This is a genomic window from Comamonas thiooxydans (assembly GCF_002157685.2).
Taxonomy (GTDB): Bacteria; Pseudomonadota; Gammaproteobacteria; order Burkholderiales; family Burkholderiaceae_C; genus Comamonas; species Comamonas testosteroni_H.
The window spans coordinates 3649739-3664738 of the sequence record NZ_AP026738.1 but is presented as its reverse complement, the minus strand read 5'-3'; the positions used below and the strand labels follow the sequence as shown (position 1 = coordinate 3664738).

Genomic DNA, 15000 nt, shown 5'->3' with positions numbered 1-15000 from the left:
AGCCCTGATGACCTGACCCATGTGTGGACTGATACTGGTGCCGTATTTGGCCCTTAACCGGGCCGCTTGGGCTGCCAATCCTGCCGCAGCGAGCAGGCCAGAGTACTCTGGCGACGTTTGCGTTTTCTCTTGAGCCAGCGTTCTAGCTTTTTCGCTTGGTCTGGTGTGGCGATCAGGCGCAGGTTCTGGCGTAGCAGGCTTTCGCTGGCGGCAAGATCATTCAGCTCTCCGAGAGGTTGCTGGATTTTCTTGAGGCGTTTGAGCAGACGGTGATGATCTTTGGGCAGCAGAGGTTCGAACAGCTCCAGCAGATAACGAGTTTTCTTGCCAGCCTTTCTGACATCGTGAAATGCTTCGATATCTGGCTTGTTCGCAGCTATTGTCCACTTGATGCGGCGGTGCAACTGCCGCCTGGACTTTGCGACCCGTGCTTCGGCAAGTGCTCCCAATCGCAGCGGGCGAGGCTTGGCGCGCACGCTTGCCTCTGTTTGTGTCAGAGTTCTCAGCAGACATGTCTGTATATGCGCAGGTGACAGGATTTCTCTGCCAGCCTGCAAGGCTGCCTCGCGAGCGACGTATATTGCGGCAATGCCGGCTGCACTGCATTTGTCATGACGGCGCAGCAGCTCGATCAGAATGTCGTAGTCGCGGGCCTTGCCTGCTGCGCTGGCAATCGATTTCAGGCAGCCGCGATGCCGTGCATATTCCTCGGCGCCCATCAGGGGGCGGTAGAGCCACCATAGCGTCAGCAGGTTGCGCAGCGCGACGCGCAATTGATGAATCCCCTCGGCGGCGGGCTCTCGGGCTATGTGCCAAGCCTGTTCGACTGCCGAGTCGACAAGCGGGGATGCGATAGCTGAAAACGCCACTGCGGCGTCTGGTTTGCCTTTGCCCATACGAACTCCCGGGGCAGCTTTCATGAGGCTGAGACAAGCTTGCGACTAGCAAAGCGATGCTCCGGCCCGCATTGCTCTCGCTGCTGTTTGCCACAGTGTGCCATGTTCCCTGCCCTATGTCCGTGGGCAACTTCTGAATCGCGGCGGGAGCGTTCAGGTCGGTGACTGGCTTGGGCCGTGATGAATCTGAAGGCCTGATTTGGCTACTACAGATTGGCAACGAACACGGGCAGGCTCAAGGCTGCTTCTGCACCAGGACCGTTCGGCCCAGATCAGATCAACGAGACCCGGCCCGCGTTCAACGCACACTGGAGCCGGGAGATCGGGCGCTGACGGCCCCTGCCCGCGGCCGGCCAAAAAGCGCAAAATCTGCAAAGGCCGGCCCGCTACATTGCTCTCCAAGGAGACCGCATGAAGCCCGCAACCCTGAATCACTATGGCCAGCGCCTGGAACCCGTCCTGCGCTGGCTGGCAAGCCACCCCGATGCCGACCCGGACCTGTACCGGCTGGCCGAGCTGGCCTGCCTGTCACCGTACCACTTCCATAGGGTCTACCGCGCCATGATGGGGGAGACGGTGAACGCCACCGTGCAGCGCATCCGCATGCACCGCGCGGCGGTGGCGCTGGGGAATTCCGAGGCTTCCTTGCGCGAGGTGGCGCAGCGCGCCGGCTATGAGTCGGACGCAGCGTTCAACCGGGCATTCGGCGCGACCTTCGGCATATCGCCGGGGCGCTACCGGGCTGTCCGCTCCCGTCCCTTTGACCCACAGGAGCTAGGCATGTATCCCATCAAGATCGAAACCTTTTCGGGCGCGACGCTGGCGGTCCTGTCGCATCGCGGCAGCTACCAGGAAATCGGCCCGCTGTTCACGCGCGCCTTTATGCTGGCCGTCAGCCGTGGCATCGCGCAGCCGGAATCTATCGTTTATGGCGTGTATTTCGACGACCCCGAGCAGGTGCCGGCGAGCCAGCTGCGCTCCATGGCAGGCATGTCCGTGGCGGCCGACGCCGACCTGGGCGGCGAGCTGGAGCGCTTTGAGATTCCGCAAGGCCGTTGCGCCATCCTCACCTACACCGGGCCCTACAACGAGATGGACAAGCCCTACAACTGGATGTTCTCTCAATGGCTGCCGGCCAGCGGCGAGGTGCCGGCCGACTTCCCCATGTTCGAGCAGTACCTGAACGATCCGCGCACCACGCCGCCGGCGCAATTGCAGACGCGTATCTGTCTGCCGTTGAAATAGCAGGCGGACACGCGTCCGAGCCTTGCGCGCTCAGCGGGCCGGCGTCTGGAAGCTGACCTGGGCCGGACGGCCCGGCAGGTTCAGGGTGGCGGTGGCGGGCGGCGTGCTCGCCACCACCTGGCCTGCGCGCAGCACCATCAGGCGGGTGGGGCGCAGCGCCTCGACGGCGTCGCGCGCGTGCAGCAGCACCAGGTCGGCGCGCTTGCCGACCGCCAGGCCGGTTTCATCCAGGCCCAGGATCTTGGTCGGCGTGGTGGTGACGGCGTCGAAACAGGCGCGCATGGCGTCCTGGCCCGTCATCTGGGCCACCTGCAGGCCCATGTGGGCCACTTCCAGCATGTCGCCTGAACCCAGGCTGTACCAGGGGCCATCACGCAGTCATGGCCGAAAGCCACGGGCACGCTAGCGGCCAGCAGCTCGGGCACGCGCGTCATGCTGCGGCGCTTCGGATAGGTGTCGTGGCGGCCTTGCAGCGTGATGTTGCTCAGCGGGTTGGCGACGGCCGACACGCCGGCTTCGCGCATCAGCGGAATCAGCTTGGAGACGTAATAGTTGTCCATGGAGTGCATGGACGTCAGGTGCGAACTCGTCACGCGGCCTTGCAGGCTCAGGCGCTGCGTGTGGTACGCCAGCGTGTCGATGTGGCGCGACTCTTGCCTCAGTCGGCGATATGTCCTGCGACGACGGCGAGCTCTGAAGAGGGGTCAATGGCGCAGCCGAAAGGCAGCCGGCCATGTGTGCTGGAGACAAGACTGAAGCGTAGCTGCCTCGTCTGTGCGTCATGCCAGCAATAGAAAAGCATGGGCACATTTCCACTCAATTGCTTTGTCTGGCTGCCGCGACCTGCCCGATGAAGTCGGCAAGGGCTTCTGCGCTGATGCCCCGGGACTCCTCATCGTCCGGAGAAAAGCACCACAGATTGGACGATGCCTCGTGGTTGATGTCGGCGGCGTCGATGACGATCTCGTCATCGCGCGCCATGGACAGCCATCTGCCTAAAGTCGGCGAATCCTTCATCGGGTTTTGTGAATGTCGAGGACCGGTCAATGGAGTTTGCTGTAGCGGTGCTTGTATCGACGCAGCGGTTGATGAGCGCATCCTCGAGAAGCTGGTAGCCAGTCATTGTGATGAGCGCTAAGCTTGCGGCCTCTACCTCAGGAGTCTCGCATGCCACAGACCATTCGACTGCACCGTGTGATCAAAGCTCCGCCCGAGCGCGTCTATCGGGCCTTCACGACCCCAGAAGCCATGGTCAAGTGGTTGCCGCCCCATGGTTTCGCGGCGCAGGTGCATGAATTTGACGCCCGCGTGGGCGGCCGCTATCGCATGAGCTTCATCAATTTTTCCGCCAACAGTCAAAACAGCTTTGGCGGCGAGTTTCTGGAGCTGGTGCCGGGCCAGCGCATACGCCATACCGACCGCTTCGAGGACCCGAATCTGCCGGGTGAAATGATCACCACCGTGACCTTGAAAGCCGTGTTTTGCGGCACCGAGCTGCATGTGGTGCAGGAGGGCGTTCCCGACATGATTCCCGAGCAGGCCTGCTATCTGGGTTGGCAGGAGTCGCTGCAGCTGCTTGCCCTCCTGGTGGAGCCGACCATCCCTGACGGAGCGTGAAAGCGACGCAGAGCGCGACATTGACGGCCTGAGGTCAATGCATGGCGTGATCCATGCGTCGGCGATCCAAGAGAGGTGCAAAACAAAAAAGCCCGCTTTGCAGCGGGCTGTCTTGCTTGCAAGCTCTGGTTTTGCTTGCGATGTTTGGTAGGCGCGATTGGACTCGAACCAACGACCCCCACCATGTCAAGGTGGTGCTCTAACCAGCTGAGCTACGCGCCTGTCGTCGATGGGATGAATTCTAGCAGCGGAAAAATGGTGGTTTGGGCAAAGTCGCGACTTTTTTGCGTTCGAGCCCTATTTTTCTCATTCTGCAACCCAGCCAAGGCTTGGCTGGGAGCTGCTGATTCGCTACTAAACTTTGATGTGTTTTCCATCAATTGAATCGGCAACCCCATGACAAAAGCACAAGCAGGCATTCTGGCGTCTCTTCCTGAACAGGGGCGCTATGTTTTTTTTACCCTGGCCGGTGCAGGTGCAGATTTGCAGAACAGTCTGAAGAAATTGCAGACCAGTGTTGACGGTCAGCAGGTAGTGGCGGGTCTGGGACTGCAGGTGCTGCAGCAACTGGACAAGAAACTGCCGCTGATGCGCGAGTTCCCGCACCTCAAGGGCCCGCAGTTCGAAGCACCCAGCACACCTTATGCGCTGTGCCTGTGGCTGCGCGGCGATCAACGTGGTGAGCTGATCGCCCTGACGGCCAAGCTGACCAACTTGCTGGCACCGGTCTTCAAGCTTGATCACATCGTGGATGCCTTTGTGCACCAGCGCTCGGACAACGGTCATGGCCGTGATCTGACCGGTTATGAAGACGGCACCGAGAACCCCGAGGACGATGAGGCCGTGGCAGCCGGCATTGCGGCAGAGCAGGGGGCAGGCATGGACGGCTGCAGCTACTGGGCCTTGCAACAGTGGGAACATGACTACTCGGCCTTTGGCTGCATGAGCACCACGGAGCAGGACCATGCCGTGGGTCGTCGCCGCAGCGACAACGAGGAGCTGGACGATGCCCCTGAATCGGCCCATGTCAAGCGCACGGCGCAGGAGAGCTTTGAGCCGCAAGCCTTTGTGGTGCGACGCTCCATGCCCTGGTGGAGCGTCAGCCCGCAGGGCAGTGATCGCAGCGGCTTGATGTTCTCCGCCTTTGGCTGCAGCTTTGACGCTTTCGAGGCTCAGATGCGCCGCATGCTGGGCATGGATGACGGCATCAGCGACGGACTGTTCCGCTTTTCCAGGCCGCTGACGGGCTGCTATTTCTGGTGTCCGCCGGTTTCTGGCGGCAAGCTGGATCTGACGGTGCTGGGACTCCAGGCCTGAGAAATGGCATGGGTGCAAAGAAAAACGGGCCATCTGGCCCGTTTTTTCATGTGCTGCCCATTCCCCGAGGGGCTCCTAGTTGGCCTTGCCTGCACTGGCCGAGGTCTGGGTGGCAAACGTGATCTGCGACAGTCCCGCGTGGCGGGCCGCTTCCATGACGGTCACCACCGACTGGTGCGGGGAGTTGGCATCGGCACTGATGATGACCACGCTGTCACTGCCCGCTGTTGCCGCACCGGACAGGGCGGCGGCAACAGAGGAGACGCTGCGGTCATCCACGCCTTGCTTGTTGACGGAGTAGCGGCCGTCAGCGGAGACGCCGACGATGATTTCCTTGGGGCGATCACGTTGCTGCTCGGTGTCGGCCACGGGCAAGGTCAGCTGCAGCTCGGTGAACTTGCTGTAAGTGGTGGAGAGCATCAAAAAGATCAGCACCACCAGCAGCACGTCGATGAAGGCGATCAGATTGATCTCGGGCTCATCGCGGTGACGAGGACGGAAGTTCATGATGGATGCGTTCCGCTTCTTACTTGGCAGGCTTGAGGCGACCCAGATGGCGCACAAACTGCTCGGACGCCAGTTCCATGCCCAGCAGATAGCCGTCCACACGGGCACGGAAATAGCGCCAGAAGATCAGCGACGGAATGGCCACCATCAGGCCGAATGCCGTGTTGTAGAGCGCAATCGAGATGCCATGGGCGAGTTGGGCGGGATTGCCGGCGCCGGAGCTGGCTCCGGGCTGGGAGCCGAAAATCTCGATCATGCCGATCACCGTGCCCAACAGGCCCAGCAGCGGCGCGGCCGAGGCAATGGTGGCCAGGGCGCTCAAATATTTTTCCAGCTTGTGGGCGGCGGCGCGGCCCGCGCCTTCCATGGCCGAGCGCAGCTCTTCCTCGCTGCTTTCGGGATGTGCCTGGCGGGTACGCAGACCAGTGGCCAGAACCTCACCCAATACCGAGCTTTGGGCCAGTTGCTGGGTGGTTTCAGCGCTGGGCAGGTGCTTGGTGGAGACCGAAATCGCTTCATTGAGCAGATTGGTCGGCGCGACCTTGCTGGCTTTCAGCGAGGCAAAGCGCTCAAAAATCAGGGCCAGGGCCAAAATCGAGCAGGCAATCAAAGGCCAGATAGGCCATCCTGCGGCTTGTATGATCGACAGCAACGTTGCTCTCCCTCGTCGTTCAGAAATTGCAGCCGACGATTATGACCCACTGCCGTGCCGCTGCGACCCGTTTTTACAGGCCTCATACGGTAGGCTTGAGCCAGCACAGCAAGATCGTGCGGCAGCGCTTGAAGCGAACGGAGCTTGGAGCGGCAGAGCAGTCACAAAGAGCTTGCGATTATTTGCGAATGCTTTCGCGTATATCACAGAAATCTGTGGATAACTTTGTGATCTAGTTGCTATGCCGGGCGGTTGTCTGCTTCGCTTTAAAGGCTTGTTACGAGTTTGACACCTGTGTGAAGCCTTATAAGTTGTTTTAAATCAATAAGATGGATGATGTTCCTCATGCGCTGTTTAGGATTTTTCCGGCTTTGTCGCCGACAGGGCTGGACGCCGACATCTGTGGAGAATCCGGCCCGCGTAAGACCTCGCTGACACCGCATGAATTCAATGTTTGAACGTCCAAACCCAGCAGCCACGCCGCATGTGTGGGAAGTTGGCGCGCTATGCCACGCCATTGGCGATGCCTTGCAGGCGCGCTTCAATCCGGTCGGGGTGCGTGGCGAGCTCAGTGGCTTTTCGCGCGCTGCCAGCGGGCATTGCTATTTCAACCTCAAGGACGCGAGCGGGCAGATTCGCTGTGCCATGTTCCGTCGTGCGGCCGAGCAGGTCGGCTTCTCGCCGCGTGATGGAGAGTTGGTCGAAGTCAGAGGGCGTCTAGGTGTCTACGAGCAGCGTGGCGATCTGCAACTGGTGGTGGAGAGCATGCAGCGAGCCGGGCAGGGGGCACTGTTCGAGCAGTTTTTGCGCCTCAAGGCCCAGCTGGAGTCCGAGGGACTGTTCGACCCTGCGCGCAAGAGGCCGCTGCCACCCTTGCCGCGCGGCATCGGCTTGGTCACGTCCCTGGGCGCGGCCGCCTTGCACGATGTGGTGACGGCGCTGCGCCGTCGCGTGCCACATATTCCGGTGGTGATCGTGCCGGCTTTGGTGCAAGGCGCACAGGCGCCGCAGTCGCTGGTGCAGGCATTGTCAAAACTGTATCGGCTGGCGCGAGACGGGCAAGGCCCAAGCGGCAATTTGCCTGCTGACCCCGCGCGGCAGCCGGTGATTGACACCATCTTGCTGGTGCGCGGTGGCGGCTCGCTGGAAGACCTGTGGGCCTTCAACGATGAACAGCTGGCGCGCACCATTGTGCAAAGCCCGGTGCCGCTGATCAGCGGCGTGGGTCACGAAACCGACTTCACCATTGCCGATTTTTGCGCCGACCTGCGCGCGCCCACGCCCACGGCTGCGGCCGAGCTGGCAGCCCAGCCGCGCGAGGTCTGGTTGGGTGCGCTGGCTCTGGCCCAGGACCGTATGGACAACGCGGTGCAGCGTGTGCTGGACCGCCAGGCCCAGCGCCTGGATATCGCTGCACAGCGTTTGGGGCGGCCCAGCGAGCAACTGGCGCGCAACCAGCTGCAGCTCAGCCGGCAGGCACAGCGGCTGCGCCATGCGATGCTACTTAAATTGCAGCATTTATCGCAGAGTCAGAAGGCACTTCAGGCTAATTTGCCTAATATTCTCCGACGCAGTCTGGAGCAGCAAAAGCAGCAGCTCGATCGCATCGACCTGCGCTTGCAGTTGTTGGACCCTCGCCTGGTGCTGCAGCGCGGCTATGCCTTGCTGACGGATGAACGGGGCAGGCCTGTGACCCGGGTCGGACAGGCCGTGCCGGGAGCGGCGCTGAAGGCCCAGTTGTCGGACGGGTCGGTGGATGTGGTGGTCACTCAGCCGCGTCTGCTTTGAGGCTCGCCAGCCACAAGCTGGCCACAAAACACCTGCACGCGCACCGGGTTCTTCATCAGAACTCTTTTGCAATCGGAGCAGGCAATGCATCAGGGGCCAGTGTTCATGCGCTGTAAGCCGTTAGCGGATGCTTTTGGCTGCGTGTGCAATAGTCCTGATGAGTGGCGCGCAGCCTCTCAGTTCTTTCTACAATGGTTCGGTTAGTGCAATACTTGACGTCTGTAGTACAGCAATGTGCCGGCCGGCACAGCGGTCACCGCTCAGGCGCCTTGGCACTGGACGGCCCCCAAAAATTTCAACCACGAGGAAAACCATCATGGAACGCACTCTGCCCCCCCTGCCATACGCTATCGATGCACTGGCTCCGTTCGGTTACAGCCAGGAAACCCTGGAATTCCACCATGGCAAGCACCATAACGCCTATGTGGTGAACCTGAACAACCTGCAAAAGGGCACCGAATTCGAAAACATGGATCTGGAAGAAGTCGTCAAGAAGTCTTCCGGCGGCATCTACAACAACGCTGCCCAGATCTGGAACCACACTTTCTTCTGGAACTGCATGACCCCCAACGGCGGAGCAGAGCCTACAGGTGCTCTGGCTGATGCCATCAACAAGAAGTGGGGCTCCTACGCCGAGTTCAAGAAGGCTTTCGTGGCTTCCGCTGCCGGGAACTTCGGTTCCGGCTGGACCTGGCTGGTGAAGAAGGCCGACGGTTCCGTGGACATCGTCAACATGGGCGCTGCCGGTACCCCCCTGACCACCGCCGACAAGGCGCTGCTGACCGTGGACGTGTGGGAACACGCTTACTACATCGACTACCGCAACCTGCGTCCCAAGTTTGTCGAAACCTTCCTGGAAAAGCTGGTGAACTGGAAGTTCGCCGAAGCCAACTTCGCTGCCTGATCACGGCAATACGGCATCAGGTCTGCGGCTGCACGGCTCGGACCTGATCGTTGGCAAAAACCTCCGCAAGGAGGTTTTTTTATGCCTGTCTGCTAAGAATGAGGAGTTTTAGGTCTCCAGTCTTGATACGGAAAGTGCAGGCGGCTATGTTTTTGATGACCTATTGATGCATGGGAGAGACTGGCATGGAGGAGCGTGAAGGCCTGGGCAGTCAGGCGGTTTCCGGGCTAATAGAGGCAGGCGCTCGCATGCCCGTGTACTTTCTCTGCCATGGCGCCGGCCCCTGGCCCTGGGTGCCGGAGATGCACGACTGGCATGCGCTGATGGCTGAGGGCTTGCGCAATATTCCGTGTCAACTGGCGCGCAGGCCCAGGGCCGTGTTGCTGATCTCCGCCCATTGGGAGGAGCCGGTTTTCACCGTGCAGAGTGCCGCCCATCCTGGCATGCTGTATGACTATGGCGGCTTTCCGCCGCAGACCTATAACCTGCATTACCGTGCGCCCGGCTCGTCTGAGCTGGCAGGCAGGGTGCAGCAGTTGCTGGCGCAGGCTGGAGAGGACGTGCGGGCTGATGACCAGCGCGGCTACGACCATGGCATGTTTGTGCCCATGGCTGTGATCTATCCGCAGGCCGATGTGCCGGTGCTTCAGCTCAGCCTGCGCAGCAATCTGCACGCTGCAGAACATCTGGCCGTAGGCCGTGCGCTGGCCCCGTTGCGCGACGAGGGAGTTCTCATCATTGGCAGCGGCTCCAGCTATCACAATATGCGTAGCTTCGGCCCCGTAGGGCGGGCGCCTTCCAAGCTGTTTGACGATTGGTTGGCCGAGACGCTGATGCTGATGACACCTGCCGCGCGCAGCCAGCGGCTGGCCGATTGGGATCGGGCTCCCGGCGCGCGTATGGCCCATCCGCGGGAGGAGCATCTGCTGCCGCTGATGGTGGTGGTGGGGGCGGCCGAGCAGGACCTGGCCCGCCGCGTTTACTTTGAAGAGGCCTTCATGGACTCAGCCACGCTGTCCAGTTACTGCCTTCAGGCCGGGGCGTAGCTCAGAGCTCCGCTTATTCTTGCTCGTCCAGTGGGCCATTCAAGAATTCTTCTCTGTCATCGTCAATCGAGTCGGCGGACGCTTGAAGATAGGCTGAGAAGCTGGGGGCAATCCAGCAGATCTGGTCGGGGTCGTGCACATAGGCAATGATCTGGCCGCGCTGTCCTTCAGGACCGGGATGATGATCGACCATTAGCACGATGTCGCCATAGAAGCTGGCAAACGGCTGCCAGCCGGCGTGCCACCAGCACCCGCTCAGGCGAGGATCCTGGGATGCGGGCCCGGCCAGATCCCACATGCGCTGGGCCCGCTTTTCCATGCGGAGTGCCTGGGCCATGGCCTGCGGTGGCATGAGAAGGTCCAGTGCATCCACAAAGCCTGGCCGCTGAAACAGGGGCTGGGTGCTGTCGGTGCTGCTGCCTGCAGTCAGGCACCAGAATGCGGCAAGATTGGTATCCAGAGGCCCCAGCGCGGCGGCCAAAGCGGCCAGATCCTGTTCGCTGGCCGGCGGCAAGAGGTGAAAGCGTAGCTGGAATGCAGCATACACAGCATGCAAATGCGCAAGATATTGGTCAGGTGTCATGGTGGCTGGCGTAGTAGTCCGAGGTAAGTGAATTGGACAGCGAGGTCGGACTGACAGCGGGTGTTGGGGAATGACTGCTTGGGTACAAAGTGCGGCTCTTTGGATTTTCAGTGTAGTGAATCCACGGTCTTTGCTTCATGTCAACACTCGTTGCGCCAGAGGCATTCATTGTGTTGCATTGACCAGCTGAATCCACAGCCAGAGGTGGTCATTGTGTTGCGCTGACCAGTTGAGTTCATAGACGATAGCGATCAGCATAGCGCCACTGGCGTGCTTGCTTTTTTGCTTAGCGCATTTGAAGCACTTCTTGTGTGCTTGGAACTCAGTCCGAGGCCGGAATCTATAAGGCCTGCGATTGCTTTTGGTTTTTCCCTTTGAATATCATTTAAATCAAATAGATGCCTGATGCTTATAAATTTGAAGAATTGCAATATTGTACGAAGTCGGCAGTGAGAATGTATTGAGCTCTGAATGTGCGAAGTGCGGGGGAAAGGAGAGAGCCTTGTAACCGCAGGATTATTTTTTCTCTCTATAGGCTATTAGTTGCCGGCTGAGTTTTTTGAATTTGTTGGCATAAAATTTCAGGCGTAAATATGAAATTTATGAGTCTATTTTTTGTTGCTAGGCGCGTGATTTCATGTAGTTGGCTATCCGGAGAAGGAGGATTTATCCCGTAGCTGGCATTTTGTGAAATCTTCGGCCCATTGCTGAAAATCGCTAGAAGGCATAGGTTTGGCGATGTAGTAGCCTTGTGCAATATCACAGCCAAGATCTTTGAGCAGATCCCAGTGCTCTTTGGTTTCCACACCTTCGGCAACTGTCTTCCGTCCGAGATCATGCACGAGATCAATGGTGGAGCGCACAATCGTGGCAGAATCCCGGTCGCGATGCATTGCCGAAACGAATGACTGGTCGATCTTGATGTAATCTACTGGTAATTTTTGTAGATAGCTCAATGAGGAGTACCCTGTTCCAAAATCGTCCACATAAAGAGGAATCCCCGCATCGCTCATCTCACTCAGTGCTCTTAGAGCATATTCAGCATGCTCCATTACGGTGCTTTCCGTAATCTCGATTTCCAATAGTCCGGTTGACACAGAGCGCTCTGAATGCCATTGGCGATACTTGGCGAAAAGCTGTTCATCTCTGAAGTTTCGCGCGGAGAGATTGATTGCAATAGGAACAGCACAACCTTTTTCCTGCCAGTTCTGCAGCAGATCAAGAGCTGCGACAATGACCCACTCCGTCAAAGGCTTGATCAGGCCTGTTTGCTCAGCCAAGTCGATAAACAATCCGGGAGGAATTAGTCCTTTAAGCGGATGCATCCAGCGTACCAAGGCCTCTGCTCCACAGATTTTTCCGGAAGAAAAATCAACTTTTGGCTGTAAAAATAGTCGCAACTGGTTGCCTGCAATGGCTCGCCGAAGTTCCCCCGCCATGGTCAAGCGTCCCGCTTGATTTTTCTGATGCGACGGGTCAAATACGCACTGGCTCAATCCGCGGGCCTTGGCTTGATGGGTGGCCTTTCCCATTTGACGCAATAGTTCGTCGGCGGTTGTACCGTGTTCGGGAAACAAAGCTATGCCGGCTCTTGCGCTGACATCCAATTCAATATCTGCGATCGGAAAAGGGCGGGAAATGGTTTTTTCCAACTCTTCGGCCAAGGCTACGGCAGAACCTCTATCCAGAGTGGGCGCTAATACTGCGAATTCGTCTCCGCGTAAACGCGCAATATGTGCAGAATCAGGAATGCTTTGCCTTAGGCGCTCTCCGAAGTCTCTGAGAATCTGGTCCCCATTAGAGAAACCTAGCACTTCGTTGATTTCTCGAAGACGTTCAATATTGAATTGCAAAGCCGCGATTGGTTCTGGATGTGAAGAGATTTCCTCAATTTTCGCAGTCAGAATTTCCCTGAATTCAATCGAATTGGGTAGTCCAGTCAAGGAATCATGGCGCAGCATATGATTCATCTCTGCTTGCACACGTAGTTGTTCTGAGCGTGTACGCAGAATGGAAATGCCAAAGGCTAAATCGTCCGCTGACTCGGTCAGCAATGCGATTTCATCTTCGCCGAACGCGTTCGGTTCGGTGTCATAAATGGATAGCGCACCAATGACTTCGCCCTCAACCAATAAAGGGCAAGATACACCTGATTTCAGTTCACCAAGCTTGTCGCTCCATCGAACATGGTTGGAATCTACGCGCATGTCTCGGACAAATTGAACCTTGCCGCTGCGAATTGCGCTAGATGTCAGACTTTGGCCTAGCTCCGTATCGGCTGCTATGAGCCCTAGACTGCGAAGTGCTTCTATACCGCCTGGATAATTGCACTCGGCCATCGGACGTAGTTGTTGATCTGGCTCGTCACCCGAATACCAGACTGCAGCCATGCCATAGCCTCCTGCAGCCACGATGGCTCGGCACATGTTTTCAAGCAGACTCTGTTCTTCGCTGGCACGTAGCATGGTGCGATTACCGGCGCTCAAGGTTCGCAGTCCGCGGCCAATATGCTCTAACTCATGCACTCGTTGTTCAAGTTCCCCATTGAGCGTCTGAATACGTTCTTCATAGTGCTTGCGCTCAGTAATATCTGTGCCCAATACGTAATAGCCAGCAACCGTTCCATCCGCTTGGTGTTTGGGAACATACTGAATAGTCTGCCAAACTCCCGGAAAGGGCTGCCAATCATATGTTTGCGGCTCTCCTGCGAGGACCTTGCCGATCAGATCATTGGCAACAACATAGCGTTCCTCTCCGAGGATTTTTCTTACCGACTCACCAGTGATGTCTTCACGGTCAGGTGCAAAGCACTCCCGGTACTGAGTGTTGACGTACTCGTAGTGCTGTTGTGCATTAACGTAGGCAATCAGCGCCGGAACGGCGCTGATGACGTTGTGCAAATGGCTTTGAATCTCATGCCATTGCAAAGTGCGTTGGTGCACGTCGGCTTCAAGTGACGCGTTTTGCTCACGGATGATTCGTTGTGCCTTTCGCTCCAGAGTAACGTCCCGAAAGACTAGTACCGCACCTCGTAGTTGGCCTTTGGAATCGCGGATGGGGGCGGCGCTATCAGAGATTGGACGTTCGGTGCCATCTCTGGCAATGATTGAGGTGTAGTCGGCAAGTACCTGCACTTCCCCGGTGGCTAGCACCGTTGCTACAGGAATGTGAGCAGGCTCGCGGGTCTGCTCATGAATGATATTGAATACTTCCTCGATAGAGCGGCCTTGAGCTTCATTAATACTCCAGCCTGTGAGCTGTTCGGCCACTGAATTCATGCGAGTGATTCGCCCTTCAGTGTCTGTTGCGAGTACTGCATCGCCGATCGAGTGCAAGGTAGTCACAAGGCTTTCTTCATTGTCAGCCAGAGCACGCTGACTGGTGTCTGTTTCGCGCAATTGACGTCTTATCAGAAGATAGGAGGAGCCCAACAGCAAGATAAGAGCCACAGCGACCAATGCTCCAGCCATCACCAGCTTATGACGCGCTTGCTTGTGCTCGGCCTCTTCGAGAGCGAGTCGCAGGCGCGCCTCGGTATCCATCTCGCTCAGCAATTCATAGGTGCGCAAACGCGTGGATGCAAGCGTAGTTGCGGCAGCAAATGCACTTGCTGCCTTCTGACCTTGGGTATTGCGCAATTTTTCAATTTGGCGTGCAGCTGCCATGCGCTGGTCAATGACTTTACGCAGCTCTGTCCAGCGACGTTGTTGATCTGGATTATCGATCGTTAGTTGACGTATTTTTTCCAGCGAAAGCTCTCGCTCAGCCATCGCTGCATTTCGCTCGGCAATATGCTCGGCATTACCTGTCAGGCGGAAATTTTGAGTGGTTAGTTCAGATTGGAGAGAATAGCCTCTGACGCGATCTATATTGTTGAGCAACTGGTGTGCATGTGTCACCATTTGGGCGGCTTTGGCTGCATCATTTGCGACTTCCCACGTCGATAGTGCCATCGCGATCACTACCAGCGCGGCTGTTCCAAATGCTGTGACAACCTTTGACTCGAAACTAGACCTCCGCACCATAGAACGCGCTCCTACGCTAGATGCAGGCCGCTACAAGCCATTTCACTTGTCGCGGGCCTAGGCTGACATCACCATCCACGCAAGGGAGCCAGACACTCCAGATAGGAGGAATGTGCAGGGTCCCATCAACATGCAAACTGAGGGATACAAGCTCAAATATACAAACAATATGCGATTTGTTTCATTTGTTGTCATTGGTTCACATTGCAGAGGCGTCGAAATTTGCGAAATTCTGTGTGTCGGTTGATCTTGAAGCGTCCGTTTGCTAGTTCGGCATGGCAATGTGATATTCAGTAGTCAGCAGATAAATAGCGTTCTTTTTCAGTGTCATTGATACGATCAAGACGCATTACACAGATGCTTGAATTCAAGCAGCTTCGAATTTTTACGGTGGAGCTCTCAACAGGAGTTCGCTTTTTT

The 15000-nt window shown here is 57.7% G+C and carries 12 protein-coding genes, 1 tRNA gene and 1 pseudogene; 6 read left to right on the top strand and 8 right to left on the bottom strand.

Translation table 11 applies throughout. From position 1 onward, the window contains the following. Positions 1–53: 53 nt before the first annotated feature. The gene (locus CTR2_RS16950; RefSeq protein WP_087082448.1) at positions 54–896 is read right to left on the bottom strand and encodes a CHAD domain-containing protein; all 843 of its coding nucleotides are present in this window, start codon (positions 894–896) and stop codon (positions 54–56) included. 411 nt (positions 897–1307) lie between these two features. Here CTR2_RS16950 and CTR2_RS16945 point away from each other — a divergent pair, with 411 nt between their 5' ends. Then, positions 1308–2141, top strand: a complete 834-nt coding sequence (locus CTR2_RS16945) for an AraC family transcriptional regulator (protein ID WP_087082450.1) — start codon at positions 1308–1310, stop codon at positions 2139–2141. Between the two features lie 30 nt (positions 2142–2171). Here the strand turns inward: CTR2_RS16945 and CTR2_RS16940 are convergent. Together CTR2_RS16940 and CTR2_RS16935 are read right to left on the bottom strand one after the other, a co-directional pair. Continuing rightward, positions 2172–2791, bottom strand: a pseudogene (locus CTR2_RS16940) (amidohydrolase family protein); the annotation flags it as partial. 166 nt (positions 2792–2957) lie between these two features. Then, a complete protein-coding gene (locus CTR2_RS16935; RefSeq protein WP_310220854.1) occupies positions 2958–3158 on the bottom strand; it encodes a hypothetical protein in 201 nt (66 codons plus the stop codon). Positions 3159–3308: 150 nt separating this feature from the next. On the opposite strand from CTR2_RS16935, the gene CTR2_RS16930 reads away from it, so the two are divergent. Next, positions 3309–3758, top strand: coding sequence for an SRPBCC family protein (locus tag CTR2_RS16930; protein ID WP_087082452.1), 450 nt, complete (start codon positions 3309–3311; stop codon positions 3756–3758). A 145-nt stretch (positions 3759–3903) separates the two neighbouring features. Here the strand turns inward: CTR2_RS16930 and CTR2_RS16925 are convergent. Next, positions 3904–3980: transfer RNA gene (locus CTR2_RS16925), tRNA-Val, on the bottom strand. Between the two features lie 174 nt (positions 3981–4154). Between CTR2_RS16925 and CTR2_RS16920 the strand changes: the two genes are divergently transcribed. Beyond that, positions 4155–5075 carry a Dyp-type peroxidase gene (locus CTR2_RS16920; protein WP_087082454.1) on the top strand — a complete coding sequence of 307 codons (921 nt, stop codon included), beginning with the start codon at positions 4155–4157 and terminating at the stop codon, positions 5073–5075. 75 nt (positions 5076–5150) lie between these two features. Here the strand turns inward: CTR2_RS16920 and CTR2_RS16915 are convergent, their stop codons facing one another. Together CTR2_RS16915 and CTR2_RS16910 are read right to left on the bottom strand one after the other, a co-directional pair. Beyond that, positions 5151–5582, bottom strand: a complete 432-nt coding sequence (locus CTR2_RS16915) for an ExbD/TolR family protein (protein WP_087082456.1) — start codon at positions 5580–5582, stop codon at positions 5151–5153. 19 nt (positions 5583–5601) lie between these two features. Next, positions 5602–6234, bottom strand: coding sequence for a MotA/TolQ/ExbB proton channel family protein (locus CTR2_RS16910; RefSeq protein WP_087082458.1), 633 nt, complete (start codon positions 6232–6234; stop codon positions 5602–5604). A gap of 450 nt (positions 6235–6684) precedes the next feature. Between CTR2_RS16910 and xseA the strand changes: the two genes are divergently transcribed. The 3 genes from xseA to CTR2_RS16895 all read left to right on the top strand — a co-directional run bounded on the left by xseA (position 6685) and on the right by CTR2_RS16895 (position 9972). Beyond that, complete coding sequence (xseA, locus tag CTR2_RS16905; RefSeq protein WP_087082460.1) at positions 6685–8022, top strand: exodeoxyribonuclease VII large subunit; 1338 nt, start codon at positions 6685–6687, stop codon at positions 8020–8022. A gap of 316 nt (positions 8023–8338) precedes the next feature. Then, entirely contained in the window at positions 8339–8926 is a 588-nt protein-coding gene (locus CTR2_RS16900; protein WP_003054032.1) for a superoxide dismutase, read from the top strand. A 185-nt stretch (positions 8927–9111) separates the two neighbouring features. Beyond that, complete coding sequence (locus CTR2_RS16895) at positions 9112–9972, top strand: DODA-type extradiol aromatic ring-opening family dioxygenase (RefSeq protein WP_087082462.1); 861 nt, start codon at positions 9112–9114, stop codon at positions 9970–9972. A gap of 13 nt (positions 9973–9985) precedes the next feature. Here CTR2_RS16895 and CTR2_RS16890 read toward each other — a convergent pair whose 3' ends face one another. Both CTR2_RS16890 and CTR2_RS16885 read right to left on the bottom strand, forming a co-directional pair. Then, positions 9986–10555, bottom strand: a complete 570-nt coding sequence (locus CTR2_RS16890; RefSeq protein WP_087082464.1) for an SMI1/KNR4 family protein — start codon at positions 10553–10555, stop codon at positions 9986–9988. Positions 10556–11202: 647 nt separating this feature from the next. Further along, a complete protein-coding gene (locus tag CTR2_RS16885) occupies positions 11203–14580 on the bottom strand; it encodes an EAL domain-containing protein (protein WP_087082466.1) in 3378 nt (1125 codons plus the stop codon). Between the last annotated feature and the right edge of the window lie 420 nt (positions 14581–15000).

Bases quoted from the DNA above. Each gene is read 5' to 3' on its own strand.
- CTR2_RS16950 (WP_087082448.1), bottom strand. From the start codon at position 896: ATGGGCAAAGGCAAACCAGACGCCGCAGTGGCGTTTTCAGCTATCGCA.
- CTR2_RS16945 (WP_087082450.1), top strand. From the start codon at position 1,308: ATGAAGCCCGCAACCCTGAATCACTATGGCCAGCGCCTGGAACCCGTC.
- CTR2_RS16935 (WP_310220854.1), bottom strand. From the start codon at position 3,158: ATGAAGGATTCGCCGACTTTAGGCAGATGGCTGTCCATGGCGCGCGAT.
- CTR2_RS16930 (WP_087082452.1), top strand. From the start codon at position 3,309: ATGCCACAGACCATTCGACTGCACCGTGTGATCAAAGCTCCGCCCGAG.
- CTR2_RS16920 (WP_087082454.1), top strand. From the start codon at position 4,155: ATGACAAAAGCACAAGCAGGCATTCTGGCGTCTCTTCCTGAACAGGGG.
- CTR2_RS16915 (WP_087082456.1), bottom strand. From the start codon at position 5,582: ATGAACTTCCGTCCTCGTCACCGCGATGAGCCCGAGATCAATCTGATC.
- xseA (WP_087082460.1), top strand. From the start codon at position 6,685: ATGTTTGAACGTCCAAACCCAGCAGCCACGCCGCATGTGTGGGAAGTT.
- CTR2_RS16900 (WP_003054032.1), top strand. From the start codon at position 8,339: ATGGAACGCACTCTGCCCCCCCTGCCATACGCTATCGATGCACTGGCT.
- CTR2_RS16895 (WP_087082462.1), top strand. From the start codon at position 9,112: ATGGAGGAGCGTGAAGGCCTGGGCAGTCAGGCGGTTTCCGGGCTAATA.
- CTR2_RS16890 (WP_087082464.1), bottom strand. From the start codon at position 10,555: ATGACACCTGACCAATATCTTGCGCATTTGCATGCTGTGTATGCTGCA.
- CTR2_RS16885 (WP_087082466.1), bottom strand. From the start codon at position 14,580: ATGGTGCGGAGGTCTAGTTTCGAGTCAAAGGTTGTCACAGCATTTGGA.